We start from the raw sequence: 17,726 nt of genomic DNA on the forward strand, positions 1-17,726 counted from the left end.
GAGGCTATCTCGTGCGCGAGACAGCCTCTTTTTTCACCCTTGAAGATCTCGTTTTCGATAAAAAAGAAATCCCGCGATCATCATGATAATCGCGATAACAAATAAAGATAAGACCGGTGTTACACGCATATCTTCAACAGGCATTTGCGGAACATATCCAAATGGGGAAGCTTTCTTCATCCAAGTTGGAAACTGAAATAAATCCCCCATATATACGACAATAAAAGAATATGTGAGGTATAACCATATAAACCCTGTTTGCTTAGGGGTGGTACCAAGCAACACTATGGCAACGCCAACCATAACCCAGATTGCTGGTAGATAAACGATGTCTGACTTGATTAGTGTCATTAGCGAAAGTCCATTATCCAATACAGTATTACCGACAGACCAGAGGCCAAGCACTGCCAAAAGATTCATGAAGATACTTAGGAGCATGGCAATCATGAAATAACTTCCAAGCAGCTGATAGCGAGAAATCGGTAGTGCTAGCATACTTTCTAAACGATGCTTTGATTCTTCTCCTTTTAGCTTTAATAAGCTTAAAAGAACAGGGATGGTTCCTATCATTGCCATGATCGTGAGCAGCAAGGAGATGAACTGATCGGTTAGGGAAACACCTGGTATGGGGGCTAGAAAGTCCTGCATTACTTCATTGTCTGCGAAAAAAGTATCAAGATCTCCTAAGACAGATCCATAAGAAGCGCCAAGCACATACATGCCAATTGCCCAGGCGATAATTCCGGTACGTTGTAGCCTAATTGCTAAACCAGAGGGACTTTGCAGCCATCTCGATGCATGCACTCTTCCTGGCTTCGTTGGAAAAAAACCTGCTCCTAAATCGCGAATAGCGTGTAAATAAACGGCGCAAAGAGCGATTAAAACCGTAAGCATGCCAAGGATAGCTAATGGCCACCAATCATTCAGAACGAATACGTGTGTATCAAGTATAATACCCAATGGTGAGAAGGCTGAGAGGGTGTCATTGCTTACATCGCCAATCGCTCGGATTAGGTACGAAACAATTAAAAGCGTAAAGGAAAATCCGATGGTGCCTTTTGCATTATCTGAAAGCTGTGCGAATAATGTCGTGATCGCTGCAAAAAAGAATCCAGTTGCTCCTAATACTGCCCCATACAGGATTGAGCCATTCCAATCGATACTATCAATCTGAAGTAGAGGTAATCCAGCTCCAATGATAACCATGATTAGAGCATTCGAGATCAGTGCTACGGTTAAGACAGCAGTTAAATTAGAGAGACGTCCTGTTGGCAAGGAGCGAATCATTTCAATATTGCCTTCTTCCTCATCGGCACGAGTATGTCGTGTGATAAATAAAATATTCATAATTGCTACGGTAATCGCCGTAAATAGAAGCATTTGATGTGCAAGCATTGCTCCGAAAGTATAATTGTCTAAGCCTGTGCTAGGACCGACCATAGCAATCATTGCAGGATTGATCATTGTTTCTGCTAATAGCTGTCGTTCGTTTTCATTCACATATAGCCCAGAAAATGAACTAGCCGTACCCAGAGTAGTAGCCGTAATAGCAGCAATCCAAATGAAGAGTCGAATTCGATCACGACGCCAAATAAAATGAATTAACGTCCCTAATTTCTTGAACATTTGATTTGACATTAGGATAACTCTCCTCCCGGGCTAGATTGCTCGTAATGTCGCATAAATAAATCTTCTAACGTTGGAGGTGAACTTTTCAATTTAATGACCCCAAATGAGCTTGCAAGTTTGATTACCTCATCTAATTGATTTGTATCTACTTCGATGGAGAGACGATTCCCATTGGTTTCTACGATGTGGACACCACCTACATGTTCGAATGAAGGAATTGGTTGCTTTGTTTCAATGAACAAATGTGTTCTTGTTAAATGACGTAGATCATGTAATGTACCAGTTTCAATCATTTTTCCTTGGCGGATGATTCCAACGCGGTCACATAAACGTTCTACCTCCGAAAGAATATGACTAGAAAGCAATACACTTTTCCCTTCATTTTTTGCAGCTAGCACACATTCTTGAAAAACACGTTCCATTAATGGATCAAGCCCAGAGGTTGGCTCATCTAAAATAAATAAGTCAGCATCAGATGCGAATGCAGCAACAAGGGCAACCTTTTGCCTATTTCCTTTTGAATAAGCTCTACATTTTTTGCTCGGATCAAGGGAGAACTGTTCTAATAATTGATTTCGCTTTGTCATATTCGAATTACCCCGAAGCTTCATAAAAAGATCTATTACCTCGCCGCCGGTTAAATTTGGCCACAAATTCACATCACCAGGAACATAGGAAATACGTTTATGAATCGCAACAGCATCCTTCCAAACGTCCAATCCAAAAATGGATGCACTTCCTTCCGTCGCCTTGAGTATACCGAGTAGGATGCGAATGGTTGTTGATTTTCCTGCTCCGTTTGGACCAATAAAACCATAGATTTCTCCTGCATTAACCGTTAAGTCAATCCCGTCAAGCGCATTGAAATTACCAAATCGTTTTACAAGCTGCTCTATTTTTAAAATGCTCATCTAAATTCCTCCTCTATTTTAAAAGCCATGGAAGCCAATAATTTAATTATGAAATATTTAACCTTATATAGTTCATAATATAGAAAAACGAATTGTATATCAATATATTTATGAAATATATTTATTGTTTTAATACATAAATTTTATTAAACTAAATAAAAGAAGAAACAATAAATGGGAAGTGACATGAAATGAATGGCTTTGAACGAAGAAAGCATCGAAAAAAACAAGCAATATTAGAAGCGGCATTAGCTTTATTTAAGGAATCAGGCTTTCAAAGCGTTCCTGTTTCAACAGTTGCAAAGAAGGCTAATGTTTCGCAGGTGACGATATATAACTATTTTGGAAATAAAGATGAACTTATTGATGAAGTAATGAAGTACTATATTAATAATATGTGGCTTGAATATGATGCACTTTTTAAAAGTGATCTTACTTTTCCTGAAAAAGTAAAGCAAATCATTTTTGAAAAAAAAGAAACCGCAAATCAAATGAGTGCACGATTTTTTGAGGATTTCATGAAGCATTATGCGGGAAATGAAAGCTATTGGGAAAAGTTATATAAGGAAAAAGTTTTGCCACAAATGATGCAATTATTTGATGACGGAAAAGCACAGGGGTATGTAAACAGGCAAATATCTAATGAGGCAATTCTTGTTTATATGCAATTATTTAAAGAAGCTCTACAACGAGAAGAGCTTTCCGCTTCGCTTCTTCCGATTACAGAGGATTTAACAACCTTATTTTTTTATGGGATATCTGGCGGAAAATGATATGATGAATAAAGAGTGAAAATGAAATGAAGCGGGGGATAAAATGGATCATGAAAAAGGTTGTATAAAATGTGGGAGTACAGATGCCGAGCAAAAGGAAGTTGCCATGACAGGAACAGGATTATCTAAAATGTTTGATGTACAGCATAATCACTTTATTGTAGTCTATTGTAAGCAATGTGGATATTCAGAGTTTTATAATAAGCAGAGTTCATCAGGAAGCAATATTCTTGACCTGTTTTTCGGATAAACAAAAACGACGCTTTCGTTGACCACGGAAGAGTCGTTTTCATTAACAATGGCAAGGCGAAGGTTTAAAAGCCAAAGCCACCCATAAAGCCTCCTAAAAGTGCATCCATGATTGATCCTAAGAAAGAGCGGAGTAACAAAGAAAACACGAGAATGGAGACAAGATAAACACCAATTAAGATGAATATCCGATCAATTCCAACTGCATTCTTTTCAAAAAGAATCATCGTCGGAACCGCAATAATCGGACCTAATATACTAACCATAATTGCCAATATCCCGAAGGAGGTTAGGTTTACTAGTGCTAATAAAAATCCAATGATGAAAAGAAGCATGAATGGTACAAGATAGGCACCATATTTTGCAATTACGTCTTTGACTGTTACGGCTTGTGCGCAAAGCTTACTACCTGCGAAGGTAAGTAGTGCGACAGCTCCAAATAAGATAGCAAATTCCAAGAAAGGAAGTAAAAAGCTTTCTGCAAATGAAGGACCATAAGAACCAAAAGCGGAACGAATTAGGAGAAAGAATCCTAAAGAAATAACCAAAGAATAAAGAACTATGGCAATGATTCCTGAAATCATGGCATTCCCATCAACGCTTTGTGCCGTGCTTGGTCGCTTTACTAATTTGACGAAAAATTGACCAAATGCTGATCCGGCAGCTTTAACATTCTCAACCGATTGATTTGGATTAGACGCTTCCTCGTTAACGGAATTTTCCTGTAAGGGTGTTTCAGTCGGTACAGTGCCACCTATCGTAGGATCAGCAGCTGCAGCAAATTCTTCATTCGCTAATTTTGCACCACACTTCGTACAAAATTTTCCTTGTTCGGTCTCTTGACCGCAATTTGGACAAAACATGTTATGTTTTCCTCCTTATGTAATTTTTGATAACTATCATACATACATTCGACAAAAAAGCTAAAATTCCTTGTTTTACTGCAATTTTTTTCAAACTTTGTGAAAAGACTACTATAAAGTATATGGAACAAGCATCAAAAAAAGAAGAGGGAATTTCCTCTTCTTTTATACGTTACTATTCCGATCTGTTAGTTTTAACTTGATGATTTCTTTTTTGCCACCACGATATATTTCTATGTTAATTAGATCACCAACTGTAGTCTCAGCGTATAAATACTTGCGCAGCTCTAAAATGGTTGTAACGTTTTCACCGTTTATTTTCGTAATGACATCAAATTGTTGTAAGCCAGCTTCATCTGCTGGTGAACCAGGCTCTACATTTGCAATTACCATTCCACCTTCCACATTTTCTGGTACTTGGACATTTTGACGGTATTGAGGTGGAACCTGATTTAATGGCGCGGTACCAATTCCAATAAACGGTCGGATAACTTTACCGTCTGATTCAAGCTGCTCCATGATTGGTAGTGCTGCATCAACCGGGATAGCAAAGCCGATACCTTCCACTTCCTGACGTGCGATTTTCATTGAATTAATACCAATGACGTTTCCATTGCCATCAACTAATGCACCACCACTGTTTCCGGGATTAATGGCTGCATCTGTTTGAATAACCTCTGTAATCCAATCAGGCTGTCGATCTCCATTCGTATCAATGCTCACTGAGCGATTCATTCCGCTGACAATTCCTTTCGTAAGTGAATTAGCGAATTCCAACCCAAGTGGATTTCCGATGGCAAGCACAGTGTCTCCCACTTTAACATCCTTTGTGGAACCTAGACTCGCGACGGTATCAATCTTTTCTCCATCCGTTTGTAAAACGGCTAAATCAGACAGTTTATCAGAGCCAAGTACTTTTGCCTTTATCCGTTCGTCATTATGAAGGACAATTTCTACTTCCTGTGCGCCTTCTACGACGTGATGGTTCGTTACAATATAAGCTTTCCCATCTTTCTTTTTATAAATAATTCCAGAGCCTGATCCTGCCTCTTCACTAGGCGTCCAAATATCTTGCTGTTGTAGATTGATAACCCCAACAACTGCATGAGAGGCTTCTTCAATATTTGCCGCTGTTTCAGCGCCATCTGATGCCATTGTTTTAACGATCTCAGGAGAATCAGAAGATGTTGCACCGTTTCCACTATCTTTATTACCGTCCGCTCCAATCGGAATGATTTGGAAAGAAAATAACATGGCAACAATAATAGCAGAGCTAATCCCGCCTACAATTCCACCGATTAAACCAGATTTTCCTCCTCGTGTTTTGTTTGTTGGTGTGTAAGTCTCTGAAGCAGGCGCTGGTTCCTTTTTGTTTTCATCCTCGTTTACAGGAGGATGCTCCGTATGTTCTTCTGTTATCGCATTTTGCTCAGTTGGTTGTTGTTCATTTTGATCCATTTGTTTATCACCCTTTATTCTAAAGAATTTGTCATATGTATAATTTACCCATTGTCATTGGGAATGATTTGGGATATATGTGGCATAAATGTGTAAATCTTTTAAATCCCATACGATTGTGCAAAAATAGAGTAAAATGGACGATTATAGGGAGGGATGGCATGTGAACCATCATATTGCTGTTGTTGAAGATGATTCTAATATTCGAAATATCGTTTCAGCTTTCTTAAAAAAAGAGGGTTTTACAGTGACATTATTAGAAACAGCAGAAGAAGGACTTGCCTTATGGAATGCCAATCCACCAGATATGTGGATATTAGATATAATGCTTCCTGGAATGGATGGATATGAGTTTTGTAAAACGATACGTAATCAAAGCGAAGTCCCGATTATTATTATTTCTGCCAAGGATGAAGAGATAGATAAAATTCTTGGCATCGAGCTTGGAGGAGATGATTATTTAACGAAGCCGTTTAGTCCGCGCGAATTAGTTGCACGAGTGAAACGTCTTTTTAAACGATTGGATTCCCCTGCTCTCAATCGAGAAAAGGATCGACTGAAAATCGATGAATTAATGATTGATAAAAATGATCGGCGTGTATTTTGGAAGGAAGAAGAGCAAGAAGTAACGACGAAAGAGTTTGATATGCTTCTTTTGTTTGCGGAAAATGTGAATCGTGCCTTTTCTCGTGAAGAGCTATTAATAAAGGTGTGGGGCGACGATTATTATGGAAGTGATCGAGCGGTTGATGATTTAGTAAAGCGGATAAGAAAGAAATTTGCAGAGATGCCATTAGAAACGGTGTGGGGCTACGGGTATCGTTTGCGACGTAAAGAGGGGTAATCCATGAAACTTCAAGATCAGTTAAACCTTGCATTTACAACATTACTTCTCGTAATTATGACGGTAACAGGGTATGTTATTTATTCCCTAATTCTTGGCCTCTTGATTCAAGATGAGCAACGACAATTAGAGCAAAAAGGTGAGATCTTAGTCAATGTATTGAATGAGCAATTTGGGACTGAAGCCAACAGTCAGCAATTTAATGCATTTTTACAAGAACAGGATCTACAGCTGTTTTTATATAATCGTAAGCAGGATTATATTTTATACTCGACATTGCCAACAGACGTTGCGCGGGGTTTTTTTGTGAATAATAATTTTTCGGATACCGATAAAAATCTATGGGAGCTAGGGAAGGATAAGTACGTAACATCGAGAATAGTCGTTTATCCAGAAACGGTAGGCTTAGAGCTAATTTTATTAACGCCGATGAAAGATCTTCAGGCAGTTCAGCATAATTTTATTGTTCGTTTACTTATTGTGTTTTTAATTGGTGCGATGCTTGCTGTACTGTTAAGCTTTTTATTCACAAGAAAGCTTGTCACACCACTATCCCACTTGAAAGCACAACTGAAAAAAATTGAGCAGCGAAAATTTAATGAAGTCCAACCAATTAAGGCAACTGGGGAAATAAACGATGTAGCAAAGGGTGTATATGAAATGGCAGACGAGCTTCAGCGGTATATTAATACCCAGCAAACGTTCTTTCAAAATGCCAGTCATGAATTAAAGACACCGCTTATGACGATACAAGGTTATGCAGAGGGAATTAAAGAACGAGTCTTCGATGAAGCAGAGCAGGAAAAGGGCTTAGAAGTGATGATAACAGAAGTAGGTAGGCTAAAGAAAATTATTAATGAAATGATTTTACTAGCAAAGCTAGAAAGTGAGCAGACAGAATACCAACCAGAAGAAGTGACTGTTCGTAATCTGATGGAGCTTGTGCAGGATCGGGTATTACCTCTTGTTAATGAAAATCATATCTATCTCCAGCTAGAGATAAAGGATGACTTTCAATTACATGCAGATGAAGAAAAACTTCTCCGTGCACTATCGAATCTCGTTGTGAACGGAATTAGACATGCAGAACAGGTTGTTCGAATAACAGCTTTTCGGGATAAACAAACGATGTCTATTGTTGTAGAAGATGATGGAGAAGGGGTGCCAAAGGATTTAGTTCCTCATATTTTCCATCGTTTTGTAAAAGGTAAAGATGGGGAAACAGGTTTAGGCTTACCAATCGCCCGTGCCATTATTGAACAGTCTGGTGGAAGAATCACGCTTACTGCTTCAGAGCTAGGTGGAGCGAATTTTCATGTTTCTTTTCCCGCATCAATTACTAATTAGTAGAAATACCAATATTTATTCATGAAAAGTCCGAAGTTTCACTTTATCTACAAAGTGAATTGTGATATACTATTCTAGTTTGATTCATTCGTATGGAAAGAGGTGCATCACCTTTATGAAACATAGAGAAGATTTACGTAATATTGCTATTATCGCACACGTTGACCACGGGAAAACAACACTTGTTGATCAGTTGCTGAAATATTCGGGAACGTTTCGTGAGAATGAACAGGTGGACGAGCGTGCTATGGATTCCGGCGATATTGAAAGAGAGCGTGGAATTACGATTCTAGCTAAAAATACCGCAATTAAATATAACGATGCAACCATTAACATTCTGGATACACCAGGACATGCCGATTTTGGTGGAGAAGTAGAACGAATTATGAAAATGGTGGATGGGGTTATTTTAGTAGTAGATGCTTATGAAGGAACAATGCCGCAAACGCGTTTTGTATTAAAAAAGGCACTTGAGCAGAAGTTAACTCCGATCGTTGTTTTAAATAAAATTGACCGTCCAAATGCAAGACCAACTGAAGTTATCGATGAAGTACTCGATTTGTTTATCGATCTTGGCGCAGATGATGAACAATTAGAGTTTCCTGTCGTTTATGCTTCTGCATTAAATGGTACGTCTGGCTTGGAGCCTGATGAACAATTAGAAACAATGGATCCAATCTTTACAACGATTTTAAATCATCTTCCAGCACCAGTTGATTCCAGAGAAGAGCCACTGCAATTTCAAGTAACTTTGCTGGACTATAATGACTATGTTGGTAGAATTGGAGTTGGCCGTGTGTTTAGAGGGAAAATCCGAGTTGGCCAACAGGTAGTGCTGATGAGAAAAGACGGGTCATCTAAATCATTCCGCATTTCAAAACTGTTTGGTTTCTTAGGGTTAAAACGAATTGAGATTGAGGAAGCGTATGCTGGGGATATTGTTGCCGTTTCAGGAATGGATGATATTAATGTTGGGGAAACAATTTGCCCACAGGAGCATCCGGAGGCATTGCCTTTCTTACGAATCGATGAACCAACATTACAAATGACCTTTGTTGTCAATAATAGTCCATTTGCTGGAAAAGAAGGTAAATTCATCACATCTAGAAAGATTGAAGAACGTCTAATGAAACAGCTTGAAACAGACGTTAGTCTGCGTGTTGAACAAACGGATTCACCAGATGCGTGGGTTGTTTCTGGTCGTGGAGAGCTTCATTTATCAATTCTTGTTGAAAATATGCGACGAGAAGGCTATGAATTACAGCTTTCTAAGCCACAGGTTATTATTAAAGAGATTGATGGTGTGAAGTGTGAACCGGTTGAACGTGTACAGATTGATATTCCGGAAGAATATACGGGCCCTGTCATGGAATCATTAGGATCACGTAAAGGTGAAATGCTAGATATGGTGAACCAGGGAAATGGCCAAGTACGTATTGAGTTTAAAGTTCCGTCTCGAGGATTGCTAGGATATTCAACAGAATTCATGACACAAACACATGGCTATGGTATTTTAAACCATACATTTGAAGCCTATGAACCACTTATTAAAGGACAAGTAGGTGGACGTCGTGAAGGTGTGCTTGTTGCATTGGAAAATGGAAAAGCATCCACCTATGGGATTATGCAGCTTGAAGATCGTGGCGTGATTTTCGTAGAACCAGGTACGGAAGTATATGCCGGAATGATTGTCGGAGAGCACAATCGTGAAAACGATCTAACGGTTAATATTACAAAAGAAAAACATTTAACGAATGTTCGTTCTGCGACAAAAGATCAAACGGCAACAATTCGTAAAACAAGATCCATGTCTTTAGAGGAAGCAATTGAATATTTGGATGATGATGAGTACTGTGAAGTTACACCAGAATCCATTCGCTTACGTAAGAAGATATTAAATAAGGGTGAGCGTGAAAAAGCAGCAAAACGAAATAAATTAGGATAATACTTTTTTCATATCCCTTTATAACAGCGAGAAAAACATCGATTGTTTATCTTTCCGTTATAAAGGGATATTTTTTTATATTATTTACTAACATCACCTATGCTACTTATCTCATAATCGCCATTCGAAAGGGGAATATTGTAATGTTCCAGCGTATACAGCTTCTGTTCATGATGGTTATTGTTCTGCTATTATCTGCCTGTGCAAACGAAGAGGATATGGATCCCACTGATGAAAAGGAGGAACTTGTTGCACGTACAAAAGAAGATGTAAGTATTCCCAAGGTGATTGCTGAAAACCTACAAGAACCGTGGGAAATCGCTTTTGTCGGGGAACGAATTTTTGTTAGTGAACGAACAGGAAATATTGTAGAGATTCGGGAGGATAAAGTTCAGCGAAAGCCAGTCAGACTGAATAAGAACTTATCGAATCAACCGGAAGCAGGTTTATTAGGAATTGTCTTTCCCAAGGATTTTGAGAATGTCGCCTTTGCGTATTATTCGTATCAGCGAGATGGTACGTATTTTCAACGGGTAATAACGATTGAAGAAACTGAAAAGGAATGGGCAGAAAGCGAAATATTATTGGACCATATCCCTGGTGGGCAGTTTCACCAGGGAGGACGCCTGAAAATAGGTCCAGACGAAAAGCTCTATGTAACAACGGGAGATGCGACGAATCCTACACTTTCTCAAGATTTAGACAGCCTTGCTGGAAAAATACTTCGCATGAATGTGGATGGCACGATTCCAGATGATAATCCTTTTTCAAACAGTTATGTTTATTCCTATGGGCATCGGAATCCGCAGGGACTAGCGTGGGATTCAAATGGTAGGTTATTTGCTTCAGAGCATGGAGCGAATGCCCATGATGAAATAAATCAAATTAAAGCAGGTGCTAACTACGGCTGGCCTATTATCCAAGGAAGTGAAGAGAAGGATGGCATGATTTCACCAGTGACTCATTCTGGTGAAGAGACGTGGGCTCCATCTGGAATGGACTTTTTTTATGATTCCTTTTATTTCGCTTCTCTACGTGGAGAAGGTGTACGCAAATATGATCCGGAAACAGAAAGGGTGAATCTCGTTATTTCTGAAGTCGGAAGAATACGAGATGTGGATATAACAGAAGCGGGAATATATGTCATTACAAATAATACGGATGGACGAGGTGTGCCATCAGATATGGATGATCGACTCTTATTTTTTGAGTGGAATCCGGAATCATGATAGAAAGCCGAAAAAATGAATTGAAATTAACAACTTCCCTGTTTTGAGAATGTAACAGGGAGGTAGCACCGTTTTGCTCTTGACGATTATATTGATTTATAATGGAAAGCATGCCTAGAAGTAAGCATGCTTTTTTTGTCTTTAAAAATGAAGGGGCGTGTTCGCTGTTCTAATTGCACTGTTGCATGATAAAGCAATAGTCACAAATACTACTGGAAAATGAAAACCTTTACACTTATGTATATACAAGTTATAATAAAAATGAAACATGTATATACAAGATTCCACACATAAAATGGGAGGGATTCCAATGAAGAATAGCAAAAGTATGGAAAAAAGTGTTATCTATGCTCCATTAGATGGTGAAATAATCGGACTAGAGAAGGTACCAGATCCAACCTTTGCGGAGAAGATGATGGGGGATGGCATCGCCATTATTCCAAAAAGTGGCGAGGTTGTAGCTCCATTTGATGGAGAAGTCGTTCAGTTATTTCCTACCATGCATGCCATTGGCTTGCGTAATGCACAAGGTGTAGAGCTGTTAATTCATATCGGTCTGGAAACCGTTGCATTAAATGGGGAAGGCTTTACGAAGCATGTGAGCCAAGGAGATCAAGTGAAAAAGGGCGATTTACTATTATCATTTGACTTAGCTTTTATTAAGGAAAATGCCGCTAGTGATATTACGCCAATAATTTTAACGAATGGAAAGGATGCTGGAGAAACAGTCATAACCTGTGAAACGACAGTAACCGCTGGAACAACCGTATTATTCACGGTTGACAATGCGAATAAAAAAATAGAGCAAAAGGAAGAAAAGGATACAGCATACAGCAAAGAGGGATTGGACATTATTGCAGCTGTAGGTGGTGAAAACAACATTCATGCGGTCACACATTGTGTAACACGACTTCGCTTTGCATTAGCTGATGAGGAAAAAGTAGATAGAAAAGCCTTAGAAAACATGGACATTGTAAAAGGCTCATTTTCTGCAAATGGGCAATTCCAAGTTGTGATTGGTCAAGGAACAGTTGATAAGGTTTATGCTTCGATGCTTAAGAACAGTAGTTTAAATGAGGCATCGAAGGATGAAGTAAAAGCATTATCTGCGCAAAAACAAAATGTATTGCAGCGAGGAATAAAGATGCTAGCAGACATTTTCATTCCGATTTTGCCTGCAATTGTTACTGCGGGTTTGTTAATGGGGATAAACAACATCCTTTCTAATCCGGGTATTTTTTACGATGGAAAATCGTTTATTGAAGTTCATCAAAATTGGGCCGGACTTGCAGATATGATTAATATTATTGCAAATACTGCTTTTGTATTTTTACCTGGTTTAATTGGCTGGTCGGCAGTGAAACGTTTCGGTGGGAATCCATTGCTCGGAATTGTTTTAGGGCTTATGCTCGTTCATCCCGATTTACTCAATGCCTGGGCGTATGGATCAGCGCTAGAGGCTGGAGAAATACCAACCTGGAATTTGTTTGGCCTAGAAATTAATAAAATCGGCTATCAAGGTCAAGTGCTGCCAGTTCTTATTGCTTCATGGATTTTGGCGAAAACAGAGCTGTTTTTAAAAAGAAAGATTATCGATTCATTACAGTTGTTATTAGTAGCACCTATTGCCTTATTGCTTACCGGATTTTTAACCTTTATCATCATAGGACCTGTTACGTTTACAATTGGCAATTGGATTACGGAAGGACTTGTCTATGTGTTTGATCAATTTGCGATTATTGGTGGTCTTTTATATGGAGCAATCTATGCGCCATTAGTAATAACAGGGATGCATCATACATTTCTAGCTGTTGATTTACAATTGATTGGTAATATAGGTTCGACATTTTTATGGCCGATTTTGGCGCTTTCCAATATTGCACAAGGATCTGCTGCATTAGCCATGATGTTTGCGACGAAAAACGATAAGCTAAAAGGTTTGTCGTTCACCTCTTTTATATCGGCTTGGCTCGGTATTACAGAACCCGCAATGTTTGGTGTGAACCTGCGCTTTAAATATCCATTTATCGCAGCAATTATTGGGTCCGCTATTGCAGGTGCGTTTATAACAATGCAGCATGTGAAAGCAACCTCGATTGGTGTAGGAGGAATACCAGGCATTCTGTCTATTATTCCGGAGGGATGGGCAGCATTTGGAATTGGTATGGCTGTCGTTATTGTTATCCCGTTTGTAATTACGTATGTATATGCATTACGCAAAAAAGATTAGCAAAGAACCAATAAGAAAGCGAGGTGCTATCAAGATGGAGCCGTGGTGGAAGAAGGCAGTAGTCTATCAAATATATCCGAAAAGCTTTAACGATACGACGGGTAATGGAGTAGGAGATATACAAGGAATCATCGCCAAGCTGGATTATATAAAAAAACTTGGAGCAGATGTGATCTGGTTAACGCCAATCTACCAGTCCCCACAAAAAGACAATGGCTATGATATTAGTGACTATTATGCGATTGATCCCGCCTATGGAACAATGGCTGATTTTGAGCAATTGTTAGCAGAAGCGCATAGCCGCGGAATGAAGCTTATTATGGATCTAGTTATTAATCATACGTCTACTTCACATGAATGGTTTAAGCAAGCAGCGGCATCAAAGGATAATCCTTATCGGGACTTTTATATTTGGAAAGACGGAAAGAATGGCAGTGAACCGAACAATTGGCAATCGAAGTTTGGGGGCTCAGCCTGGCAATATGATGCGCGAACAGATCAATATTATTTACACTTATTTGATACAACTCAAGCAGATTTAAATTGGGAAAATAAAGACTTACGAAAAGAACTATACGATATGATGTATTTTTGGGCTGAAAAAGGGATCGATGGCTTTCGGCTAGATGTCATAAATTTAATTTCCAAGCAACAGGACTTTCCTGATGATTGGACTGGTGACGGACGGAAATATTATACAGATGGTCCGAGAATACATGCATTTTTACAAGAGATGAATAAAGAGGTGTTTGCACCAAATGGAATGATGACGGTTGGTGAAATGAGCTCGACGTCACTAGAAAACTGTATCCTTTATACGAATCCAGCTAGAAATGAGCTATCCATGACCTTCCAGTTCCATCATCTTAAAGTAGATTATCCAAATGGAGATAAATGGACAGATGCGCCGTTTGATTTTAAAGCATTAAAGGATATACTATCTCGATGGCAGGTTGGGATGCACGAAGGCAATGGCTGGAATGCGCTGTTTTGGTGTAACCATGATCAACCACGGGTTGTGTCCCGTTTCGGTAATGATGAGCTGTTTCACGAGAAATCAGCAAAAATGCTTGCGACAACATTGCACATGATGAAGGGGACACCATATATTTATCAAGGTGAAGAAATTGGGATGACGAACCCATACTTTGACACGATTGAGGATTATCGTGATGTAGAATCACTCAATGCTTATAAAAGCTTGAAGAAACAAGGGGTTGCTGAAGAAAAAATCATGCGGATTTTAGAGCGGAAATCACGTGATAACGCAAGAACGCCAATGCAATGGAACGAGAATAAAAATGCCGGCTTCTCTCAAAACGAGCCGTGGATTCCCGTAGCTCGTAACTATGAAGCAATTAATGCACAACGTCAGCTTGCAGAAAATGACTCTATCTTCCAGCATTATCGCAAATTAATCGACTTACGGAAAAAGTATGATATTATTACGGATGGAGACTATCAACAGTTGCTTAAAGATCATCCAAGCGTGTGGGCTTACGCTCGTAATTGGAAGGATCAATCACTGCTCGTTATTAGTAACTTTTATGATAAACCAGTGCAAATAACGATAGGTGATGGGGAAGCAGAGGTGCTATTATCAAATTACGCGGATTCTCCGAAAACCCTTGGTAGATTGAAGCTTCGACCGTATGAGTCAATTGTTTATTATAAAAATAGTGGGGAAGTCTAGAATGCAGCGGAAATATAATGAAATTTATGAGGATTTAGTTCGGCGAATTCAGGCAAATGAATGGCAAGAAGACAATATGCTTCCGTCTGAAAATGAGCTTTCTGAAATGTATCGTACGTCGAGAGAAACGATAAGAAAAGCCTTAAATTTACTTGTGCAAAACGGTTACATTCAAAAAATACGAGGTAAAGGCTCTGTCATTATTCAATCAAGTATGTTTGATTTTCCAGTGTCGGGAATCGCAAGCTTTAAGGAATTGTCGCAGCAGATGGATTTGCAGGCAACAACGGATGTACATGAATTATCCTTAATTACAGCTGACGAAGATGTTCAAAGAAAGCTGAATGTTACTCCAAAAGCACACGTATGGAAAGTAGTGAGGGTGAGAAACCTTGCTAGTGAGAAGGTGATTTTAGATAAGGACTATCTTGATGCTCGTTATGTCCCAGCGCTAACAAAGTCGATTTGTGAGGATTCGATTTATGATTATCTGGAAAAAGAACTTGGGCTAGTTATTAGTTTTGCTAAAAAAGAAATTATTGTGGAGACACCGACGAAAGAGGATCGAGCATTGCTTGATATGGACGGCTTCTCCAATGTAGTAGTCATACGAAGCTTCGTGTATTTGAATGATGCCAGCTTGTTTCAATATACGGAGTCACGTCATCGCCCAGATAAGTTTCGATTTGTTGATTTTGCCCGCAGAGGTAATCAGTAAAAATACCATCCTGCTACATGGTTATAGCAGGATGGTATTTTTTTATGTTAGCTAAGAAATTATTAATACTGCTTTCTTTCTGTTCTACTTTTTTCTTGCTTCTACTTGAAATATGCGAATAAAAAATATATGCTTATATAAGCATATTATTATATATAGAGGTGGTAAAGTGGTAACTAATCATGGGAATGTAACAGAAACTGCGGTCTTGATGAAATTATTAGGCGATCCTACAAGGCTTGCGATTGTTTCGCTATTGCAGTCAAAAACAAGGTGTGTGTGTGAGCTAGTTGGTGGCTTAGAAATGTCCCAGCCGGCGATTAGTCAGCATTTGCGCAAGCTACGTGATGCAAAGATTGTCAAGGAAGAGCGGCGTGGGCAGTGGAAATATTACAGCTTAAATCCGGATTATGAACAATTTTTATTATTGCAAAAAATTTTAACAGAGGTCTTTATTCCATTAGAAATTAGTGAAAAAATGGATAAGGCTCCAAGCTGCTAGCATATTTTAATGGAGGATTCAGCATGGAAATGACAACGATAGGAGCAAGTTTAATTTTTTTAGTAACCATCGTATTGGTTATTTGGCAACCGAAAAATCTAGGAATTGGTTATACTGCAATTGGTGGCGCTTTATTAGCACTATTACTTGGCGTTGTTTCTTTACAGGATGTGATTGATGTTACGCATATTGTTTGGAACGCAACGTTAGCTTTTGTGGCAATTATCATTATTTCATTAGTATTAGATAAAATTGGCTTCTTCGAATGGGCAGCATTGCATATGGCGCGGTTGGCAAATGGAAGCGGCTTAAAAATGTTTATTTACATTTCTTTCTTAGGTTCTCTCGTTGCAGCATTGTTTGCAAATGATGGAGCAGCACTTATTTTAACACCCATTGTTTTAGCAATGGTCCGAGCGCTTCGATTTAAAGATGTGTTTATCCTGCCGTTTATTATGGCAAGTGGATTTATTGCGGATACAACCTCTTTACCATTTATCGTTAGTAATCTGGTAAATATCGTATCAGCCGATTTTTTTGGGATCGGATTTATAGAATATGCGCGAAGGATGTTCATTCCAAATCTTTTTTCGTTAATATCAAGTATCGTCGTATTATGGTTGTTCTTTAGAAAAGATATCCCGCGCACGTTTGATATAACAGAACTTCCTGAACCGCAAACAGCAATTAAGGATAGAAAGATGTTTCGTATCGCCTGGTTTGTTTTGGGAGTATTATTAGTTGGCTATTTCACAAGTGAGTTTCTTCATATTCCGGTTTCATTTATTGCAGGAGCAGTTGCGCTTGTATTTCTTGTTATTGGAAGGAAAAGTGCGGTGATTTCTCCCGTGAAAATAGTCAAAGAGGCACCATGGGCGATTGTTTTCTTCTCTATTGGAATGTACGTCATTATTTATGGACTCAGGAATGTTGGGTTAACTAATTTGCTAGCAGATTTGATTGATCTTGCTGTAGATCAAGGCTTGTTTATAGCAACGATCTCCATGGGATTCATAGCGGCAATTCTTTCTTCTGTGATGAATAATATGCCAACGGTAATGATTGATGCATTAGCAATTGCCGATTCAAGTGCAACAGGAGTAATAAAAGAAAGTTTAATTTATGCGAATGTGATTGGAAGCGATCTTGGTCCAAAGATTACACCGATTGGATCATTAGCAACCTTACTTTGGTTATATGTATTGAAGACAAAAGGGGTTCACATTTCATGGGGCTATTATTTTAAAGTAGGGATAGTCTTAACGATACCAACATTGTTTATTACCTTAGTAGGGCTGTATTTGACATTGATATTTTAGAAAGGAGTTTTTCATG

15 protein-coding genes are annotated in these 17,726 nt (G+C 38.8%); 11 read left to right on the forward strand and 4 right to left on the reverse strand.

Annotated elements, in window-relative coordinates; translation table 11 throughout:
• Positions 1 to 33: 33 nt before the first annotated feature.
• Both SPK86_RS11220 and SPK86_RS11225 read right to left on the reverse strand, forming a co-directional pair.
• On the reverse strand, positions 34 to 1,638 hold the full coding sequence (locus tag SPK86_RS11220) for an ABC transporter permease (protein ID WP_330949379.1): 1,605 nt from the start codon (positions 1,636 to 1,638) through the stop codon (positions 34 to 36).
• Positions 1,638 to 2,540 (reverse strand): ABC transporter ATP-binding protein, encoded by a 903-nt coding sequence (locus SPK86_RS11225; RefSeq protein ID WP_330949380.1) that lies wholly within the window; start codon positions 2,538 to 2,540, stop codon positions 1,638 to 1,640. Before SPK86_RS11225 ends, SPK86_RS11220 begins: the two co-directional genes overlap by 1 nt.
• Positions 2,541 to 2,731: 191 nt before the next feature.
• On the opposite strand from SPK86_RS11225, the gene SPK86_RS11230 reads away from it, so the two are divergent.
• Positions 2,732 to 3,313, forward strand: a complete 582-nt coding sequence (locus tag SPK86_RS11230; RefSeq protein WP_284141684.1) for a TetR/AcrR family transcriptional regulator — start codon at positions 2,732 to 2,734, stop codon at positions 3,311 to 3,313.
• A 43-nt stretch (positions 3,314 to 3,356) separates the two neighbouring features.
• A complete protein-coding gene (locus SPK86_RS11235) occupies positions 3,357 to 3,563 on the forward strand; it encodes a zinc ribbon domain-containing protein (protein WP_284141685.1) in 207 nt (68 codons plus the stop codon).
• Positions 3,564 to 3,627: 64 nt separating this feature from the next.
• Here the strand turns inward: SPK86_RS11235 and SPK86_RS11240 are convergent, their stop codons facing one another.
• Positions 3,628 to 4,425, reverse strand: coding sequence for a zinc ribbon domain-containing protein (locus tag SPK86_RS11240; RefSeq protein WP_284141686.1), 798 nt, complete (start codon positions 4,423 to 4,425; stop codon positions 3,628 to 3,630).
• A 165-nt stretch (positions 4,426 to 4,590) separates the two neighbouring features.
• The gene (locus tag SPK86_RS11245; protein ID WP_330949381.1) at positions 4,591 to 5,883 is read right to left on the reverse strand and encodes a S1C family serine protease; all 1,293 of its coding nucleotides are present in this window, start codon (positions 5,881 to 5,883) and stop codon (positions 4,591 to 4,593) included.
• Between the two features lie 163 nt (positions 5,884 to 6,046).
• Here SPK86_RS11245 and SPK86_RS11250 point away from each other — a divergent pair, with 163 nt between their 5' ends.
• The 9 genes from SPK86_RS11250 (at position 6,047) to SPK86_RS11290 (ending at position 17,710) form a co-directional block, all read left to right on the forward strand.
• Positions 6,047 to 6,727 (forward strand): response regulator transcription factor, encoded by a 681-nt coding sequence (locus tag SPK86_RS11250; RefSeq protein WP_284141688.1) that lies wholly within the window; start codon positions 6,047 to 6,049, stop codon positions 6,725 to 6,727.
• Between the two features lie 3 nt (positions 6,728 to 6,730).
• Positions 6,731 to 8,074 carry a sensor histidine kinase gene (locus SPK86_RS11255; protein WP_330949382.1) on the forward strand — a complete coding sequence of 448 codons (1,344 nt, stop codon included), beginning with the start codon at positions 6,731 to 6,733 and terminating at the stop codon, positions 8,072 to 8,074.
• Between the two features lie 115 nt (positions 8,075 to 8,189).
• Positions 8,190 to 10,019, forward strand: coding sequence for a translational GTPase TypA (typA, locus tag SPK86_RS11260; RefSeq protein WP_330949383.1), 1,830 nt, complete (start codon positions 8,190 to 8,192; stop codon positions 10,017 to 10,019).
• Positions 10,020 to 10,162: 143 nt separating this feature from the next.
• Positions 10,163 to 11,248 carry a PQQ-dependent sugar dehydrogenase gene (locus SPK86_RS11265; RefSeq protein ID WP_330949384.1) on the forward strand — a complete coding sequence of 362 codons (1,086 nt, stop codon included), beginning with the start codon at positions 10,163 to 10,165 and terminating at the stop codon, positions 11,246 to 11,248.
• Between the two features lie 310 nt (positions 11,249 to 11,558).
• Positions 11,559 to 13,478 carry a PTS system trehalose-specific EIIBC component gene (treP, locus tag SPK86_RS11270; RefSeq protein WP_330949385.1) on the forward strand — a complete coding sequence of 640 codons (1,920 nt, stop codon included), beginning with the start codon at positions 11,559 to 11,561 and terminating at the stop codon, positions 13,476 to 13,478.
• Between the two features lie 34 nt (positions 13,479 to 13,512).
• Positions 13,513 to 15,171: an alpha,alpha-phosphotrehalase gene (gene treC, locus SPK86_RS11275; protein WP_284141693.1), complete on the forward strand. Its 1,659-nt coding sequence runs from the start codon at positions 13,513 to 13,515 to the stop codon at positions 15,169 to 15,171.
• A gap of 1 nt (position 15,172) precedes the next feature.
• A complete protein-coding gene (gene treR, locus SPK86_RS11280; RefSeq protein ID WP_284141694.1) occupies positions 15,173 to 15,889 on the forward strand; it encodes a trehalose operon repressor in 717 nt (238 codons plus the stop codon).
• 169 nt (positions 15,890 to 16,058) lie between these two features.
• Positions 16,059 to 16,391 (forward strand): ArsR/SmtB family transcription factor, encoded by a 333-nt coding sequence (locus tag SPK86_RS11285; RefSeq protein WP_284141695.1) that lies wholly within the window; start codon positions 16,059 to 16,061, stop codon positions 16,389 to 16,391.
• 23 nt (positions 16,392 to 16,414) lie between these two features.
• Positions 16,415 to 17,710 carry an arsenic transporter gene (locus tag SPK86_RS11290; RefSeq protein ID WP_443089775.1) on the forward strand — a complete coding sequence of 432 codons (1,296 nt, stop codon included), beginning with the start codon at positions 16,415 to 16,417 and terminating at the stop codon, positions 17,708 to 17,710.
• Positions 17,711 to 17,726 lie beyond the last annotated feature (16 nt).

Source organism: Virgibacillus sp. MG-45 (assembly GCF_036409425.1).
Classification (GTDB): Bacteria; Bacillota; Bacilli; order Bacillales; family Amphibacillaceae; genus LDC-1.

Excerpts from the sequence above, each read along its gene's own strand:
- treC (WP_284141693.1), top strand. The coding sequence starts at position 13,513 with ATGGAGCCGTGGTGGAAGAAGGCAGTAGTCTATCAAATATATCCGAAA.
- SPK86_RS11290 (WP_443089775.1), top strand. The coding sequence starts at position 16,415 with ATGGAAATGACAACGATAGGAGCAAGTTTAATTTTTTTAGTAACCATC.
- SPK86_RS11230 (WP_284141684.1), top strand. The coding sequence starts at position 2,732 with ATGAATGGCTTTGAACGAAGAAAGCATCGAAAAAAACAAGCAATATTA.
- SPK86_RS11220 (WP_330949379.1), bottom strand. The coding sequence starts at position 1,638 with ATGTCAAATCAAATGTTCAAGAAATTAGGGACGTTAATTCATTTTATT.
- SPK86_RS11235 (WP_284141685.1), top strand. The coding sequence starts at position 3,357 with ATGGATCATGAAAAAGGTTGTATAAAATGTGGGAGTACAGATGCCGAG.
- treR (WP_284141694.1), top strand. The coding sequence starts at position 15,173 with ATGCAGCGGAAATATAATGAAATTTATGAGGATTTAGTTCGGCGAATT.
- SPK86_RS11255 (WP_330949382.1), top strand. The coding sequence starts at position 6,731 with ATGAAACTTCAAGATCAGTTAAACCTTGCATTTACAACATTACTTCTC.
- SPK86_RS11245 (WP_330949381.1), bottom strand. The coding sequence starts at position 5,883 with ATGGATCAAAATGAACAACAACCAACTGAGCAAAATGCGATAACAGAA.
- SPK86_RS11225 (WP_330949380.1), bottom strand. The coding sequence starts at position 2,540 with ATGAGCATTTTAAAAATAGAGCAGCTTGTAAAACGATTTGGTAATTTC.
- SPK86_RS11240 (WP_284141686.1), bottom strand. The coding sequence starts at position 4,425 with ATGTTTTGTCCAAATTGCGGTCAAGAGACCGAACAAGGAAAATTTTGT.
- typA (WP_330949383.1), top strand. The coding sequence starts at position 8,190 with ATGAAACATAGAGAAGATTTACGTAATATTGCTATTATCGCACACGTT.
- SPK86_RS11265 (WP_330949384.1), top strand. The coding sequence starts at position 10,163 with ATGTTCCAGCGTATACAGCTTCTGTTCATGATGGTTATTGTTCTGCTA.
- treP (WP_330949385.1), top strand. The coding sequence starts at position 11,559 with ATGAAGAATAGCAAAAGTATGGAAAAAAGTGTTATCTATGCTCCATTA.